We start from the raw sequence: 15,455 nt of genomic DNA, 5'->3' as shown, positions 1-15,455 counted from the left end.
TTCAACAATAGTTTGTTACCTTCTGCAGGGGTGTCATTTGCGCCCAAGAACACACTTTTCCCCCTGTTTCCTCACTTGCTGCGCTGCAATGCCGACAGCATGGCCTGGACAAGGCTCTCCTGAAGCCAGGAAACAAAGTTGTAGACCAGGCTCAGGTAACTGTCGACGTCGTCGGCCTCACCCCAGTCCTGGACCTCGTGCACCTTTTCGGCGTCCTCTTCGTCCCTGATCTCCAGCCGTTCCGCCAGGACCAGCCGAACGTCATTCAAGGCCATGGCCCACAGCTTGGCGGCTTCCGCGTCAAGGACCAGCTTGTCCGATTCCAGTCCCAGCGCGGCAGCACGCAGCGCGCCGATCTTCGTTTCCCGCAGCGAGCGTTCGGTGAGCTGGCGGAACTCAAGTGCTGCGTCGTCGTCGTCCTTCACCGCGTTGGGCAGCAGCCGCAACAGGGCCGGATCCGCGGGGATGGAGACGTCCATGTCCAGGCCGATCAGCGCGGCCAGCGGATCCTCGTGGGCGGGCGTTTCAGGTTCGAGCATGGTGATGATGTCGGCGAAAAGCTTGCGCAGGAGGTCGCGCTCGGCGGGTTCCAGGAGGCCGGTGATGCCGCGGCGGCCGGCGGAGAAGGCTTTAGCCACGGGGGCCGCCCTTCTGGACTGTTGCCCACAGCCCGAAGCCGTGCATGGCGACGGCATGCGCTTCCATTTTTTCCTTTGCTCCGTGCGCCACGGCGGACTTGCCCTCCGTGTGAACCTCAAGCATTAATTTCGCCGCCTTCGCCTCTGAATAGCCAAAATAACTTTGGAAGACGTAACTGACGTAACTCATCAAATTAACCGGGTCGTTCCACACGATTAATTCCCACGGAATGTCCGGGGAGATGAGTTCGCTGGTTGAGACTTCCCGGTCTGTTTCCGGGGCTGTGCTGACACTCATGTGTCCATTCTAGTGTCGCCGCACTAAAGTAAATTCCGTGACTATGCCATCAAGCTGGGGCCACCCCCGCACATCACTGTTTACGGATCACTACGAGCTGACCATGCTCCAGGCTGCCCTGCACTCCGGGGCGGCGCACCGCCGCAGCGTGTTTGAGGCGTTCGCCCGGCGCCTGCCTGAGGGCCGCCGCTACGGTGTTGTGGGCGGTACGGGTCGCATTCTGGAGGGCCTGGAGCAGTTCCGTTTCGGCCCGGACGAGCTTGATTTCCTCGCCCAAAACAAGGTCGTCAACGACGAAACCCTGGCGTGGCTGGCCGACTTCAAGTTCTCCGGCAACGTCCTCGGTTATGCAGAGGGCGAACTTTACTTCCCCAATTCACCCATTTTGACCATTGAATCCACGTTTGCCGAGGCCTGCATCCTGGAAACGTACGTGTTGTCCATCCTCAACCACGATTCCGCGATCGCCTCCGCCGCGTCCCGCATGATCGGTGCCGCCGGTTCCCGCCCGTGCATCGAGATGGGTTCCCGGCGCACACACGAGGAATCCGCCGTGGCCGCCTCCCGCGCCGCCGTGATCGCCGGTTTCCACAGCACCTCCAACCTTGAGGCCGGCCGGCGCTACGGCGTCCTCACCCAGGGCACCGCCGCGCATTCCTTCACCCTCCTGCACGATTCCGAGGAGGAGGCCTTCCGCGCACAAATCGATTCCATGGGCGTTGGCACCGTGCTGCTGGTTGACACGTACGACGTCGAAGCAGCCGTCCGCAAGGCCGTCGAGATCGCGGGCCCGTCCCTGGGCGGCGTGCGCCTGGATTCCGGGGACCTGCTCGCCCAGGCGCGGGACGTACGGGCCCTGCTGGACTCGCTGGGAAACACCAACACGCGCATCACCGTCACCAGCGACCTGGACGAGTACGCCATCGCCGCCCTGGCCGCCGCACCGGTTGACTCCTACGGCGTCGGGACCTCCCTGGTGACGGGGTCGGGTGCGCCCACGGCCTCCATGGTGTATAAATTGGTGTCCCGTGAAGGCGACGACGGCGAATTTATTTCGGTGGCGAAGGCTGCCAAGAACAAGGCCAGCGTCGGCGGAAGGAAGTACGCCACGCGCCGCCTCAATGACGCCGGCATTGCCACCAGCGAGGTTGTCGGCATCGGGCACAGTCCTGCCTGTGACAGCGATGACAGGGTGCTGCTGGAAGAATTCATGCACGACGGCGTGCTGGCGCCGGGCTGGACCGGCGCCGAAGGCGTGGTGCGCGCCACCGCTCGCCATGCGGCGTCCATGGCTGAACTGCCCGGTGCCGCGCGGCGGCTCCAGCGCGGGGAGCCCGTGATTCCCACCGAATATGAACAAGCAATACCTGCAGCGAACCAGTCTGCAGCGAACTAAAAGGAGCAACCCCATGCCCAAGGCCCTCATCATCGTCGACCTGCAAAACGATTTTTGCGAAGGCGGCTCCCTTGCCGTTGCCGGCGGCGCCGACCTTGCCACCGAGATCAGTGAACTGCTGGAAAATTCCCAGGACCTGGACTTTGTTGTTGCCACCCAGGACTGGCATGTCGACCCCGGAGCGCATTTCTCCGACACCCCCGACTTCCGCACGAGCTGGCCTGTGCACTGCGTTGCCGGCTCCAAGGGCGCCGCCCTGCACCGCAACCTGGACACCGAAGACATCGACGCCTACTTCCGCAAGGGCAAGTTTGACGCCGCCTACTCGGGCTTTGACGGCCTGCTGGCCCCTGAAGACGAGGTCGCGGTGGGCGAACGCGAAGCCCACGAAGCAGCCGGCGAGGACACCGAGGCTCCCGTGAGCCTGGACGACTGGCTGCGCGAAAACGAGGTCGACGACGTCGTCATCGTTGGCATCGCCACCGAGCACTGCATCCGCGCCACAGCCTTGGACGCCGTCAACGCCGGCTACAACACCACAGTGCTGCGCGACTACATCGCGGGCATCGACGAGGACGCAGTCGAGGAGGCCCTCGAGGAACTCGAAGACGCCGGCGTCGAGGTCAAATAGTCCGGCTTTAACAACTACCCCGCAGATGTGGTTGCTGAATCAACCGTTTACGGTTGATTCAGCAACCACATCTGCGGGGTAGATTTATTTGCGGCCGATGAACCAGTCTTGGAGCTTCTTCAGCCGGGTCTGCAGCTGGGACTCGTTGGCCTGGGCCACGGCCGGTCCGCCGCAGATGCGCCGCAGCTCGCTGTGCACCATGCCGTGGGGCATCCCGGACCGGGCGCTCCAGGCCGAAACGTTCTTGGCCAGCTCACCACGCAGGTCCATGAGCATGCGGTGGTCGATCAGCGGCGGCGCCTCCGGCTCGGCGGCCGGGGCCTTCTTGCGCCGGCGGGTTTGCTGGTCTGCCTGGTGCTGGCGCAGCAGGACGCCCATCTGTTCGGCGTCGAGCAGTCCGGGGATGCCCAGGAAGTCCATTTCATCTTCGCTGCCGATGGCTCCGCCGGTGCCGAATTCGCCGCCGTCGAACAACACGCGGTCAAAGGACGCCTGTGATTCCAGGGCCTCGAACTTGAACTTTTCCAGGGTGTCGGAGGCCTTTTCCTCACGGTTGGCCTCCTCCATCTCGTCGTCTTCCTCGATAAAGCCGTCGGGGTCCTTGTCGGGACGGTCAAGGGCGTGGTCACGCTCGAGTTCCAGCTGGTTGGCCAGGTTCATCAGGTTCGGCACAGATGGCAGGAAGATCGACGCCGTCTCCCCCCTCTTCCGTGCGCGCACAAAGCGGCCCACGGCCTGGGCGAAGAACAGCGGCGTCGCCGTGGACGTGGCATACACGCCCACAGCCAAGCGGGGCACGTCAACGCCTTCGGACACCATGCGCACAGCCACCATCCAGCGCTTGTCGCCGTCAGAAAATTCGTCAATCTTGTCGGAAGCCTTGGCATCATCGGACAAAATCACTGTGGGCGATTCACCCGTGATCTTCTTCAGCTGGGCTGCATAGGCGCGGGCATCCTCATGGTCGGTGGCGATCACCATGGCTCCGGCGTCGGGCACGGCGCGGCGCACCTCGGTCAGGCGTTTGTCGGCCGCGGCCAACACGGCGGGAATCCACTCCCCTGCCGGGTTCAGGGCCGTTCGCCAGGCGTGGGCAGTGACGTCTTTGGTGACTGCGTCGCCAAGGCTGGCCGCCATCTCTTCGCCGGCGCTTGTGCGCCAGCGCATCTGGCCCGAATAGGCCATGAACATGACGGGGCGGACCACATGGTCTTTCAATGCTTCGCCGTAGCCGTAGGTGTAGTCGGCCTTGGAACGGCGGATCCCGTCCTTGTCCTCGGCGTATTCCACAAAGGGAATGGCGGCCGTGTCGGAGCGGAACGGAGTTCCTGTCAAGGCCAGGCGCCGCACTGCGGGATCAAACGCCTCGCGGATGCCGTCACCCCAGGAAAGGGCGTCACCGCCATGGTGGATTTCGTCCAGGATGACAAGGGTTTTCGCGACCTCGGTCTTGGCCCGGTGCAGCAGCGGCTTACTGGCCACCTGCGCATACGTCACGGCAACGCCGACAAATCCCTTGCCGTGGCGGCCGTCAGCGTTCTTGAAGTTGGGGTCGATGGCGATGCCGACCTTCGCGGCGGCATCGGCCCACTGGCGCTTCAGGTGGTCGGTGGGGGTCACGATCGTGACCCGGTTGATGCTGCCGCGGGCGATCAGCTGCGTCGCGATGTGCAGGGCAAACGTGGTCTTTCCTGCACCCGGGGTCGCCACCGCCAGAAAGTCCTTGGGACTTTCCAGAAAATACTTTTCCATGGCCTCTGACTGCCATGCCCTAAGCTTCTGGGCGGTTCCCCACGCTGCACGCTCGGGGTAGGCCGGAGGCAGCGACGGGCCACCAAACAAAGTCTCCGTCACGAAATTTCCGCCATCCAATCACTTCTTCCAAACCCCCGCACCCAATTCCGGGCACGGTCAATCAACGGCATTGCGCCGTTCCAAACAATAATTACCGCCCCAAACTACTTCTATGGCTTCTTGGGGCCCTTGCCCTTGCCGCCTTCAGGCATCAGGCCATCATAGATGGCCTTGCAATCCGGGCACACGGGGAACTTCTTGGGATCGCGCCCAGGCGTCCAGACCTTGCCGCACAGCGCCACAACGGGATCGCCGGTCATGGCCGATTCCATGATCTTTTCCTTGCGAACATAGTGCGAGAACCGTTCGTTGTCGCCCGGTTCAACTTGTTGGCGCAATTCCTCGCGCTCAATGACGGCTGTTGACCCGCCGCTGCGCTCGGGGTTTCCCATGGGCTGGTTTTCGAAGGGGTCTGGAGGCAAACTCATGAAACCATTCTAGCGTCATCACGTCCGCGACTCACCGGGGCGACTCTCACCCGGCCCATTTCCAATCGCCAACCCGCCCACTCCCCGGTTCATGGGCAGGGGCGCGGCGGGCGGTCGGGCTCGCATGCAGGCGGGCATACAGGCATACAGGCGGCAGGCACGGGCAGGCGGGTTAAGAGACCGGCTGCCCTGCCGCCGTCGTTCTCCCCAGGAAGTTCTCCCCTAGACGCCCTGCCAGGACGGCTTGTTGGCGTAAGAGTTGCGGTAGCTTGCCGCACCCGCCAGCTTGGACGCTGCGGCTTCGTCAATGATGACTGTTGCGCGCGGGTGGAACTGCAGGATCGATGCCGGACAGGACGCGGACACGGGGCCTTCGACGAAGTCGCGCACGGCGTCTGCCTTGGCCTCGCCATAGGCCACGAGGACCAGGTGGCGGGCATCCATGATGGTGCGAAGGCCCTGGGTCACGACGTGGTGCGGGACCTGGTCGATGCTGTCAAAGAACCGTGCGTTGTCCTGGCGTGTCTGCTCCACCAGGGTCTTGATGCGGGTGCGCGAGGCAAGGGACGAACCGGGTTCGTTGAAGCCGATGTGGCCGTTGGAGCCAACCCCCAGGATCTGCAGGTCGATGCCCCCGGACACCGCAATCGCGTCCTCGTACTGCCGGCACGCAGCCAAGAGGTCGTCGCTGGTCCCGTCCGGGCCGTGCACATTCTCCGGTACAACATCCACGCGGTTCGTGAACTCACGGCGGATGACCTCGCGGTAGGACTCATAGTGGCCGGCCGGCAGCCCCACGTACTCGTCAAGGGCAAAGCCCCTGACCTCGGAGAAGTTCAGGCCTTCCTCTTCGTAGCGGCGTGCCAGTTCGTCATAAATCGGCAGCGGGGATGAACCGGTGGCCAGCCCAATGACGGCGTTGGGCTTGTTGCGCACCAGGGCCTCGATGGCGTCGGCGGCCAGGGCACCAATTTCCTTGCTGCTGGGGAGGATGATTACCTCCATGAAACACGCTTCCTTTCGCGGCACACCCGTGCCGTGGAATTCTCAAATATCGCTGTTTTGCTGGTTCAATCTTAGCTTTGCCCGGAGCCTTCAACTAACGGTCAGCGGACACAGCCAGCAGCAGCTCGGGGGCGCGCCTGTTGTAGATGCCGGCGCCCTTCCGGATGCCCACAACGAGGAAGACGGCGCCGAGCACGATCCCGACCACCAGCGCCAGCCACGAGAACAGCACCTGTCCGGTTGCGATGCCCACAATGGCGAGCACCAGCTCGGGGATCACCAGCACGCCCAGTCCGGCAAACCCGGACAGCTGGATCAGCGCCGCGGACAAGCCGTTGCCCGGCCGTGTCTTCATCGGGCTTTCCCCGGGCAGCGGCACATTGGTGGTGAAGCGCGACGAGAAGACGCTTGACAGTCCGAGCCCGGAGCCCACAACACCGATGACCACGCCCAGCGTTGCCGGCAGCTGGCCAATGTCCCCGGCAAAGATCGCACCGACGACGGCGTACAGCACTCCCAGCGGCAGCGCCAGCACCCCGGCGGCAACGGCGCGTCCGGTCCTGTCGGCAAGTCCGTTGACGCCCGTGGCGATGTGCAGCGCGAAGGCCGTGTTGTCGTAGGAGATGTCAGCGCTGATGGACCAGACCACAAGGAACGCGGCCAGGGCGCCGCCGAAGCCCAGGGCCAGGCCGATGGCGCTGCCGCCCCCTGCCTGTGAACCCGCGAAGACAAAGATCAGCGGCAGCAGCGGGGCGATGAGCAGCCCGGCGCTGTAGCGGGGGTCGCGGAACCAGTACGTCAGGCAGCGTGCCGCGACGGCTCCCGTGGCAGTTGCCGGGAACCAGTTGAAGAAGCCCAGCTTGCCGCCGCCGCGGCGGGCACCTCCGGCGAAGGCGGGGGTGACGAGGGCGCGGGACAGGCACGCCTTCCATGCCCAGGCCAGGGCGGCTATGGTGGCCAGTGCGATCAGGAACTTCAGGGCGGCCGTACCGTAGAATCCCTGGGCAATGGCGGCAGGCACCGACCAAATTGCTCCCAGCGGCGTCCAGGAGACGGTGTTTGCCAACGCAGGGAGGTACTCGCGGAAGTTGCTCACACCGGCGGAAACCCCGCTGATGATGGGGCCAAGGAACATGAGCGGGAGCAACAGCACGATGCCGCTGACATCCTTGAAGCGGCGTGAGGAGGCAAGGCTTGCGCTTGCTGCCGTGATGGCCCGTGAGGCAACGATGCAGGTGACGGCGCCAAGCAGGCCACAGACCACGGCAACGAGGGCCGCAAGCGGGTGGCGCCACCAGGACACTGCGGTGCCCACCGAGGCAATCAAGGTGACAGCGCCCGGGATGCCAATAAAGCTGCCCACCAGCAAACCCGCAAGCATCGACTTCATCGGGATCGAGTACGTCGTGAACCTGGCCGGGTCAAGTGTCATGTCCAGGCCGGCGGCCACAACCGGGATGACAAGCCAGCCAAGTGTCACTGCCGCACCGGCAAGCACAATGACGGTGCCGATGAGGTCCGGCTCCGCCATGCCCAGGCCTGCCAGCCCCACGAGGATCATGACGAGCACGCCCAGACCGTACAGTCCGCCCAGGATCAGTCCCACCAGTTGCCAGGGGCTGCGCTTGAGCGAGTTGCGCAGCAGGGTCAGTTTCAGCCTTACGAGGTGCGCAACCATGGCAGCCCTGCACTCTCATTGCGGCCGCCAACGAGCTCCACAAATTTCTCTTCAAGGCTTTGTTCGCCACGCACCGCGTCCACCGTGCCGGCGGCCAGGACGTGTCCGCCGGCGATCACGGCAACGTGGTCGCACATGCGCTGCACCAGGTCCATGACGTGGCTGGAGACGATCACCGTTCCGCCGGAGTTGACGTAGTCGTGCAGAATGTCCCGGATGTTTGCGGCGGAGACCGGGTCCACCGATTCAAATGGTTCGTCAAGCACCAGGAGCCGCGGGGCGTGGATCAAGGCGGCTGCCAGGGCAATCTTCTTCGTCATGCCGGCTGAGTAGTCAACCACCAGGGTCCCTGCATCCTTGCTCAGGTCCAGGGCAGCCAGCAGATCCTTGACACGGGATGCCACGGTGTCCTTGTCCATGCCACGCAGGAGGCCGGCGTAGCTGACGAGCTGCTCGCCGCTGAGCCGGTCAAAGAGGCGCACGCCATCGGGAAGCAGGCCCATAAGCCGCTTGGACTCCAACGGCTGCTGCCAAACATCCACCCCATGGACCCACACCTGTCCGGCATCCGGACGCAGCAAGCCCGTGGCCATCGACAGTGAGGTGGTTTTTCCTGCACCGTTGGGTCCCACCAGTCCGTAAAAGGAACCCGCCGGAACATCGAGATCGATGTTGTCCACCGCGATCTTGGGCCCAAACCGCTTGGTTAATCCACGGATGGAAAGGGCCGGAGGGCGCCCCTCGCCTGGAGACTGTGCAGAAGAAGTGTTCATCTTCAAACCCTAACAATCCGGGCGGGTCCTGCGACTGCTCCAAAAGGATGAGATTGCCGGGCCCGATCGGGTTGGTCCGGGCACGTGAAAAGGCGGCCTCCCGGGGGAAGCCGCCTTATCACGTGCTGCGCGACGCCTGTTCCCAGAACAGTGCCCGTGTTGGGACCAGTGCTTAGAACAGGGCGCGGGCCAGGGCCTGGCGCGACGCCGAAACGCGCGGATCGCTCACGCCCACCACGTCGTACAGTGCAAGAAGTCGCACCCTGGCGGTCTCGCGCTCCGGCCCAAAGTTCGTGCCGATGAACTTGACCAGGCGTGCCAACGCGTCCTCAACATGCCCGCCCGTGACATCCAGGTCAGCCACTGCCAAGGCGGCATCGACGTCGTCCGGGTCACCTGCTGCACGGGCCCGAAGTTCCTCTGCCTGCACAACGTTGATTTCGGCGGTGCGGCGCATCAGGTGCACCTGGGCCAGCCCGATCTTGGCTGCGGTGTCATTGGGCTTTTCAGCCAGCGCCTTCTCGTAGCTCGACTCCGCCAAGGCGAGGTCGCCGGCGTCGATGGCGTCGCGGGCTGCCTGGTGCAACGGGGGAAGCGGCGGTTCCTGCGGCTCGGCTTCCGGGTCCGGAGTGCCGCCCAGGGTGCCTGTGACACCGTTGCTGGCCGCAACCTTGAGCAGTTCGGTGAAGAACTCCCGAATTTGTTCCTCGGGAAGCTCGCCCTCAAACATGGGGACGGGCTGGCCGTTGATCAAGGCAATGACGGTGGGCACGGCTGTGATGCCAAACGCCTGGGCGATCTGCGGGCTGGTATCCACATCGACCCGGCCCAGTGCGAGCTTGCCGCCCTGCTCTGTCACGAGCGGTTCAAGCACCGCGTTGACCTGGGCGGACTGGTGGGAGCGCCCCGATCCCAGCGACACAACCACCGGTACCTTCTGGGACAGCTGGACAAATTCCTGGAAGCTTTGCTCGTTGACATCCACCGCGTACGGCGAGCCGCCGGCGGGGGCGCCCGGCGTGGCTGCCGTGGCCCGGTTCTTGAGGGCTGAAAGGTCGACGGCGCCGCGAAGGTTGATCCCTGGCGCGGCGTTGGGCGGCATGGGGCTGTTTTGACTCATGAACTCACTCTAACTGTGCCGGCCCGCGGCGTTTCGAATTCTCGCCGCGGGTGAAACTGTGGGACATTTGCTTCGCTTGGCAGTGGCTGCCGAAGACTACTTGAACGATGCACCGACGAGGGAGCGGGTCGCTGACACGAGCGTGATCTTGCCATCCCCCGATGCCGGCGGGATGTACATGACAACAGGCTCGGCGTAGTTCAAGTTGAAGCCCTTGGTCGTTTCCTTGCCTCCGGTGAATACGGCAGCGTCTTCGCCAACTGTCAGTGTGGCGTCGGCCTTGCTCGTTGCGTCGATGCCAAAGGTGTTGCCAACCACGACCATGGCGCCGCCGTCAGCGGTGCGCATGGATACCGCAGTGTCCTTGTTGCCCTTGTGGCTGAACACCATGTCGGCATCCTTGGCGTCGGCGGCAACCTTTTTCTGCAGGTCAAAGACGCTGGTGATGTAGACGCTGTCGCTGAAGGATTCCTTGAACTTGCTGTCTTCCTTGGTCAAGCGGTCGCTCAGGGCGGAAATTGCCGCCTCGGGGCTCATCTTCAGACCGTCGGCAGAGTCGAGCGCCACTTCCTTGGTGCCTTCCTTGTCCACGGTGGGGAACGTCTGGCCGGGCAGCAACGGGGTTGCCGAGGTCAGCTTGTAGTTTTCCCGCGGGCTGGCCTGTACCAAGGTCAGCAGCTGCGGCAGGTCGTTGTTCTCGCCCTGCGTCACAAACATGGCCGACCTGGGCCAGGTCTCGGTGGTGGTGACAACCTTGGCCAGGAGCTTGGTCGCATTGACAGGTTCAGCGGCTGCCTGCTTGTCAACAGCGGCCCGAATTTTGTAGTTGGCGGTGCGCACCTGCAGCGCCGTCCCGGCAACACGCGCTTCCAGCACCTTGGCATCCTTCCCGTTGTCGCCCGAAGCAACCACAGTGGCGACGGATTCCGTAATCCGCTGCACCTGGCTGTCAAGCAGGTTGGGGAATCCCGGCGTGTCAGAGCCCTCCGTGGCCGCGGCCTTTGGGGTCGATGACGCACCGGGGGTTGCGGGTGCCTCAGCAGTGGCGCTGGGCGCCGGCGCCGGTGTGCTGGCGTCGTCAGCGACGGCGGGACCAACTCCACCCGCGACCAAGACGACTGCCAGCGCGGCACCCCAACGTGCTTTCATTTGGAGGCCCTTCTTGACAGTTGAATTCGGCGCAGCGGCTGCCGGCAGTCCGAATGAGCGGGAAACACTGAATTCAGATTTGCCGTCCTGCTTCTTCGTGCCGTCGTGTTGCCCGGCGTCATCAGCAGGCAGGCCCTTCGTGCCGGGCATCGGCGTCGGAGCAGAGCTGCCACCGCCTGTGCCCGTGCCCGTGCCCGAATCGGAGCCGGAATCTCCCTTTGAATCTGAATCGTTGTCGGGACCTGATTTGGGGTCCTTCTCGGCAGACTTCTTGGCACCGGCCCTCTTGAAGACATTCTTCATGAAGGAGCCGTCCTTTTCGGCGGTGTTGCCTCCGGAAGTTTGCGCAGCCGCACCGGCAGTGCCGGTCTTGGCTGAAGCGTTGGACCCAGCGGTCGTGCCGTCGGCAGCGGAAGGTGCATCCTTGTCCGACGTCGGGTCACCCTTGGCCCCGGCGGACGTTTCCGCGACGGGCTTGCCCGTCACCGTGGCTTCCGGGGTCGCAGCAGCTTCGGGACTCGCTTTCGCGGCACTGTCCACGCCTTGTTTTACTCCACCAAGTCCGGCAGCAGGCGCTGCACCGGATTCAGCAGCAGGCTTGGCACCCGGCTCCCTACTCAACGAGGGCTCAGTTTTCGCCGAGTCAGTTTTCGTTGAGTCGGACTTCACTGGGTGGGACTTCACCGTGTCGCCCCGCAGGGAGACGGGCAGCGTCGCGGTGGCGTCCCCGGCGGCAGCCGGCGTAGTCGCGGCAGCGGCACTTCCGGCGACGGTTGCGCCGTCGGACGTGTCAGTGGATTTGTCAGTGGACTTGTTCACCGCAGCGCCAGCGGCAGCAGCGGCTCCGCTCGCAGCAGCGACCTTGTCAGCTTCCAGGGCGCCGGTGGCGGGGTCGGAAGGGGCACGGCCCGCGGCACGCCGGCCGGGGGCAGCCTCGTCGGCCTTGGGCTTGCGCGGGGCAAGCAGGAACAACAGCGCAGCCAAAGCCAACAGGGCCGAGCCGATGATCATCAGCGGCACCGCCCAGGGCGTACCGGTTTCGTTGTCAACAGTGATTGAAATGTCTGTCGGCGCGGGGGCCGTGCCGTCCGAGGACAGGAGCAGGGCCCAGTCGCCGTGACCGGGTGACTGCCAGGTGTAGGTGAGCTCACCGGTGCCCTTTTCCTCACTGACCCACATGTCCGAACCCGCCGGGTTGGGCACTTTTTCAGCACCGGTCTTGCTTTCGCTGGACAGGGCTGTGAAGTCGTCGTTGGCGCCGCCGACCATTGTGTAGGCGGCGTCGCCGATCCAGCCGTTGATGTCGCGCTCGCGCGCCACGGCCAGCTGGATGGGGCCTTCACTCCTGACTGTCATCGTGAACTTGCCGTCACGGGTGTTGAGGAGCTCGGGCCCGACGACAGTCAACGGCGAGGGAGTGACTCCGGCCGGCGCACTTGCCGTGAGCGTGGCGGGCGGGAGCCAAATGGTGCGCTGGCCAATGCCGGTGCCCAACACCAGAAGGCCCAGAACAGCCAGGACGATCGCAATTTTTAAACGCAAGAAATTACCTAACATCGACGGAACACTGCTGTGGTCGTTATTTCAAGGGTAACCGAACCGTTATACATAGGTCATGCTCCTTTGAGATTTCTCACGTCCCCCAGCCCGTGGCTCGCCGCGCCAGCCGCTGCGCGCTGGTACTCTACTGACAATTGAGAATCGGAGGCTACTGCCGCCGCCGCCCCTGATCCGAAGGCAACAACAGTGAGTTCCACCCCTGATCCCAGCGCAACGGACCCCCTTCCGGACGACAATCCGGCCGCCCACCGGCGCGACCATACAGCCAAGGCCGGGGACGACGGCGGCAACGCCTCGCCTGCCGCTGTTGCCGGGGACGCCTTCGGGCAGCCTGACGAACCCCTGAACATCGCCGCCCCCGTGGCTGCTGCAATGGCCTCCGAGCGAGGTGCCCACGCACCGCAACCACGCGGCTGGCGGGCCTGGGTGCTGAAGAGGGTGCTCAAGCCACTGCCGGGCGCCCAGCCACGCGTCCGCTTTGACCTTCCCGTTGATCCCGCCGGGCAGCTCGATGCTACGGCGGCTGCCACGGCTGTCGCGGCGGCGCCGGCAAACGGCATGTTCCGGCACCCGATTTATTTTGGTTTCATGGGCACCGTGGGCGTTGGGATCGCCTTGTTCCTGAGCTACATGCTCACCAACACCGAATCGTTGCTGTTGTGGATCGTGACAGCCTTGTTCATCGCGTTGGGGCTGGACCCGGTGGTTCGCTGGCTGGAGAAACGGAAAGTGCCCCGGCCGCTGGGGATTGTGATTGTGCTTGGGGCCCTGCTGGGCGTGGTGGCGTTGTTCTTCGCCACCTTGATCCCGACGATCATCGAGCAGACCACCCAGATCGTCAACAAGGCACCGACCTGGATCAGCGACTTCCTGGCCTCCGACTTGTTCAAGCAGCTTGACGACCAGTACCACGTGCTTGACACCATCAACGACCAGGTTGCGAAGTTCTTTCAGGACGCACAGGCAGTCGGCGGCATCTTTGGTGGCGTCGTGGGCGTTGGAACAACCATTGCCAACGGCCTCTTTGGCACCCTGATTGTGCTGGTGCTGAGCCTGTACTTCCTGGCGTCACTGCCCGCCATCAAGAAGTGGGGCTACCGCCTGGCCCCCCGTTCACGACGTGCACGCGTTGAGGAACTGAGCGAGGAAATCACCCGCGGGGTCGGCAACTACGTGATTGGCCAGGTCTGCGTTGCCGTCCTCAATGCCACGGTTGCCTTCGTGATCATGAGCATCCTGGATGTCCCGTTCAGCGTCCTGTTGGCGTTCCTGGTGGCGTTGCTGGCGTTCATCCCGCTGGTCGGCGGCATGATTGCTGCGGTTGTTGTCATCGCCGTCAGCCTGACGGCCGGCTGGCAGACGGCGCTGATCTACGCGATCTGCTACCTGGCCTACCTGCAGTTTGAGGCTTACTTCGTTTCACCGCGCATCATGCAAAAGGCTGTGGCTGTGCCCGGTGCAGTGGCAGTGATTTCAGTGATCGCCGGCGGCAGCTTGCTGGGCGTGCTTGGTGCCTTGATCGCCATCCCCACTGCCGCCGCCGTCATGCTGCTGGTCAAGGAAGTATTCATTGCCAGACAGGACAAGATCTAAGCAGCAGGACGGACCCCAGGCGGCGGGACGGTCCTGACAGGCAGTCCGGTGCTAAGCCGGCAGTGCCGCCACCGGCCCGCGCCATTCAACCGGCAACTCAACCGGGGTTCCGAGGACTGTTGCGGCAATCTCATTCAAAGCCCTGGCCGCGTATTTCTCCCCCACCCACAGGTGCTTTGCGCCGTCGACCGCAACAAGGCGGGCCTGCGGGACCTGGGCGAAGCGTTCGGTGGCGGCTGGAGGCTGGAGATAATCGTCGAATTCCGGCACCAGGACAGTCAATGGCTTGCCTTGCGAAGCCCACGCCTGGAGGTCGGCGTCGCCCGCCCGGTGCAGCGGGGGTGAGAGCAGCACGGCGCCCTCAACAAGGTCTGCAACCGGCGGCACCGCACCATATTTAAGCACAAGCTCGGTCCCAAACGACCAGCCGAGCAGCCAACGGTTGGGCAAGCCGCGATCGACGGCAAATTGCACGGCGGCCTCGACATCCAGGCGCTCCCCAATGCCGTCTTCAAAAGAACCCTCGCTGGTTCCTCGGGGCGAGGCGGTGCCACGGGTGTTGAAGCGCAGCACGGCAATGCCGGCCAGCGCGGGCAGCCGGTAGGACGCTTTCTTATAAACATGGGAGTCCATGAATCCGCCGTGCGTGGGCAGCGGGTGGAGGGTGATCAGCGTGGCTTTCACGACGCCGTCGGCCGGCCTGGCCAGTTCGCCCACGAGCGTGAGCCCGTCGGCGGTCTGCAACTCAATGTTCTCGCGCACGGCGGGCAGGATGGTGGAGGCGCGGACTGCAACGGGGGTGCCGGCGTCAACATAGTCAAGGGATGCTGGATCAAAAACCATGACTTCCACCCTACCGGGCACCATGCCCGGACCGGCCATCGGCCGCCGGGCCACACCTCCGTGCGCAACCGGACGATCAGGGTGCCTCCGGAGATCCCGCAGGGCTGGCGGGGCTATCTGTAGCGATAGCTTCGTCCGCGCCAGCAGTTTGTATGCCAATGCCGGCGGTCCCGCAGGCCGGCCTCGGCACCAAACATGGCGTCCTCCTGCCACACCACCAAATGTGCGACACCCGGCAGGACGCTGTGGTGGCAGCCGGGGCAGGTGTACACCTTTTGTGCGTTTCCGACGCTGATCGCGCGGACGGCCCACACGCCGTCGGGTGCGGATTCGGTGGCCGGAATGCCCATTCTGATCCGGTTCAGGTCAGGTTCATCGTCGTCGTTGGCGCTCCGTGCCGGCTTGGTGCTCCGTGAAGAAGATGTGCGGTGGCGGCGGGGCTGGTTCGAACGGGGCATGATTCCATTGTCCCGCACGGCGGGAGGCTTC

The 15,455-nt window shown here is 64.2% G+C and carries 14 protein-coding genes; 3 read left to right on the top strand and 11 right to left on the bottom strand.

The window, feature by feature from the left end; genetic code table 11:
- Positions 1 to 71: 71 nt before the first annotated feature.
- Positions 72 to 638, bottom strand: coding sequence for a DUF2017 domain-containing protein (locus AC1L6K_RS08245; protein WP_480952219.1), 567 nt, complete (start codon positions 636 to 638; stop codon positions 72 to 74).
- Entirely contained in the window at positions 631 to 936 is a 306-nt protein-coding gene (clpS, locus tag AC1L6K_RS08240) for an ATP-dependent Clp protease adapter ClpS (RefSeq protein ID WP_444530679.1), read from the bottom strand. Before clpS ends, AC1L6K_RS08245 begins: the two co-directional genes overlap by 8 nt.
- A gap of 43 nt (positions 937 to 979) precedes the next feature.
- Between clpS and AC1L6K_RS08235 the strand changes: the two genes are divergently transcribed.
- Complete coding sequence (locus tag AC1L6K_RS08235; RefSeq protein WP_480952714.1) at positions 980 to 2,332, top strand: nicotinate phosphoribosyltransferase; 1,353 nt, start codon at positions 980 to 982, stop codon at positions 2,330 to 2,332.
- A 13-nt stretch (positions 2,333 to 2,345) separates the two neighbouring features.
- Positions 2,346 to 2,963, top strand: coding sequence for an isochorismatase family protein (locus AC1L6K_RS08230; protein ID WP_480952218.1), 618 nt, complete (start codon positions 2,346 to 2,348; stop codon positions 2,961 to 2,963).
- Positions 2,964 to 3,047: 84 nt separating this feature from the next.
- On the opposite strand, the gene AC1L6K_RS08225 is transcribed toward AC1L6K_RS08230, so the two are convergent.
- From AC1L6K_RS08225 to AC1L6K_RS08195, 7 genes are all read right to left on the bottom strand, one after another.
- Complete coding sequence (locus tag AC1L6K_RS08225) at positions 3,048 to 4,817, bottom strand: DEAD/DEAH box helicase (RefSeq protein ID WP_480952217.1); 1,770 nt, start codon at positions 4,815 to 4,817, stop codon at positions 3,048 to 3,050.
- 110 nt (positions 4,818 to 4,927) lie between these two features.
- Positions 4,928 to 5,245 (bottom strand): DUF3039 domain-containing protein, encoded by a 318-nt coding sequence (locus AC1L6K_RS08220; RefSeq protein ID WP_480952216.1) that lies wholly within the window; start codon positions 5,243 to 5,245, stop codon positions 4,928 to 4,930.
- A gap of 222 nt (positions 5,246 to 5,467) precedes the next feature.
- Entirely contained in the window at positions 5,468 to 6,250 is a 783-nt protein-coding gene (gene nagB, locus AC1L6K_RS08215; protein WP_480952215.1) for a glucosamine-6-phosphate deaminase, read from the bottom strand.
- A gap of 94 nt (positions 6,251 to 6,344) precedes the next feature.
- On the bottom strand, positions 6,345 to 7,928 hold the full coding sequence (locus tag AC1L6K_RS08210) for a transporter (protein ID WP_480952214.1): 1,584 nt from the start codon (positions 7,926 to 7,928) through the stop codon (positions 6,345 to 6,347).
- A complete protein-coding gene (locus AC1L6K_RS08205) occupies positions 7,910 to 8,701 on the bottom strand; it encodes an ABC transporter ATP-binding protein (protein ID WP_480952213.1) in 792 nt (263 codons plus the stop codon). The genes AC1L6K_RS08210 and AC1L6K_RS08205 overlap by 19 nt, the downstream gene beginning before the upstream one ends.
- Before the next feature lie 172 nt (positions 8,702 to 8,873).
- Positions 8,874 to 9,821 carry a tetratricopeptide repeat protein gene (locus AC1L6K_RS08200; protein ID WP_480952212.1) on the bottom strand — a complete coding sequence of 316 codons (948 nt, stop codon included), beginning with the start codon at positions 9,819 to 9,821 and terminating at the stop codon, positions 8,874 to 8,876.
- Between the two features lie 96 nt (positions 9,822 to 9,917).
- Complete coding sequence (locus tag AC1L6K_RS08195) at positions 9,918 to 12,512, bottom strand: hypothetical protein (protein WP_480952211.1); 2,595 nt, start codon at positions 12,510 to 12,512, stop codon at positions 9,918 to 9,920.
- Between the two features lie 390 nt (positions 12,513 to 12,902).
- On the opposite strand from AC1L6K_RS08195, the gene AC1L6K_RS08190 reads away from it, so the two are divergent.
- Positions 12,903 to 14,123, top strand: a complete 1,221-nt coding sequence (locus AC1L6K_RS08190) for an AI-2E family transporter (RefSeq protein ID WP_480952713.1) — start codon at positions 12,903 to 12,905, stop codon at positions 14,121 to 14,123.
- Between the two features lie 51 nt (positions 14,124 to 14,174).
- Here AC1L6K_RS08190 and AC1L6K_RS08185 read toward each other — a convergent pair whose 3' ends face one another.
- Positions 14,175 to 14,966 carry an alpha/beta hydrolase gene (locus AC1L6K_RS08185; RefSeq protein WP_480952210.1) on the bottom strand — a complete coding sequence of 264 codons (792 nt, stop codon included), beginning with the start codon at positions 14,964 to 14,966 and terminating at the stop codon, positions 14,175 to 14,177.
- Between the two features lie 113 nt (positions 14,967 to 15,079).
- The gene (locus AC1L6K_RS08180) at positions 15,080 to 15,424 is read right to left on the bottom strand and encodes an ATP/GTP-binding protein (RefSeq protein ID WP_480952209.1); all 345 of its coding nucleotides are present in this window, start codon (positions 15,422 to 15,424) and stop codon (positions 15,080 to 15,082) included.
- Between the last annotated feature and the right edge of the window lie 31 nt (positions 15,425 to 15,455).

It is taken from the genome of Specibacter sp. BI4, from assembly GCF_056680095.1.
This window is presented reverse-complemented; position numbering and strand designations above follow the sequence as displayed.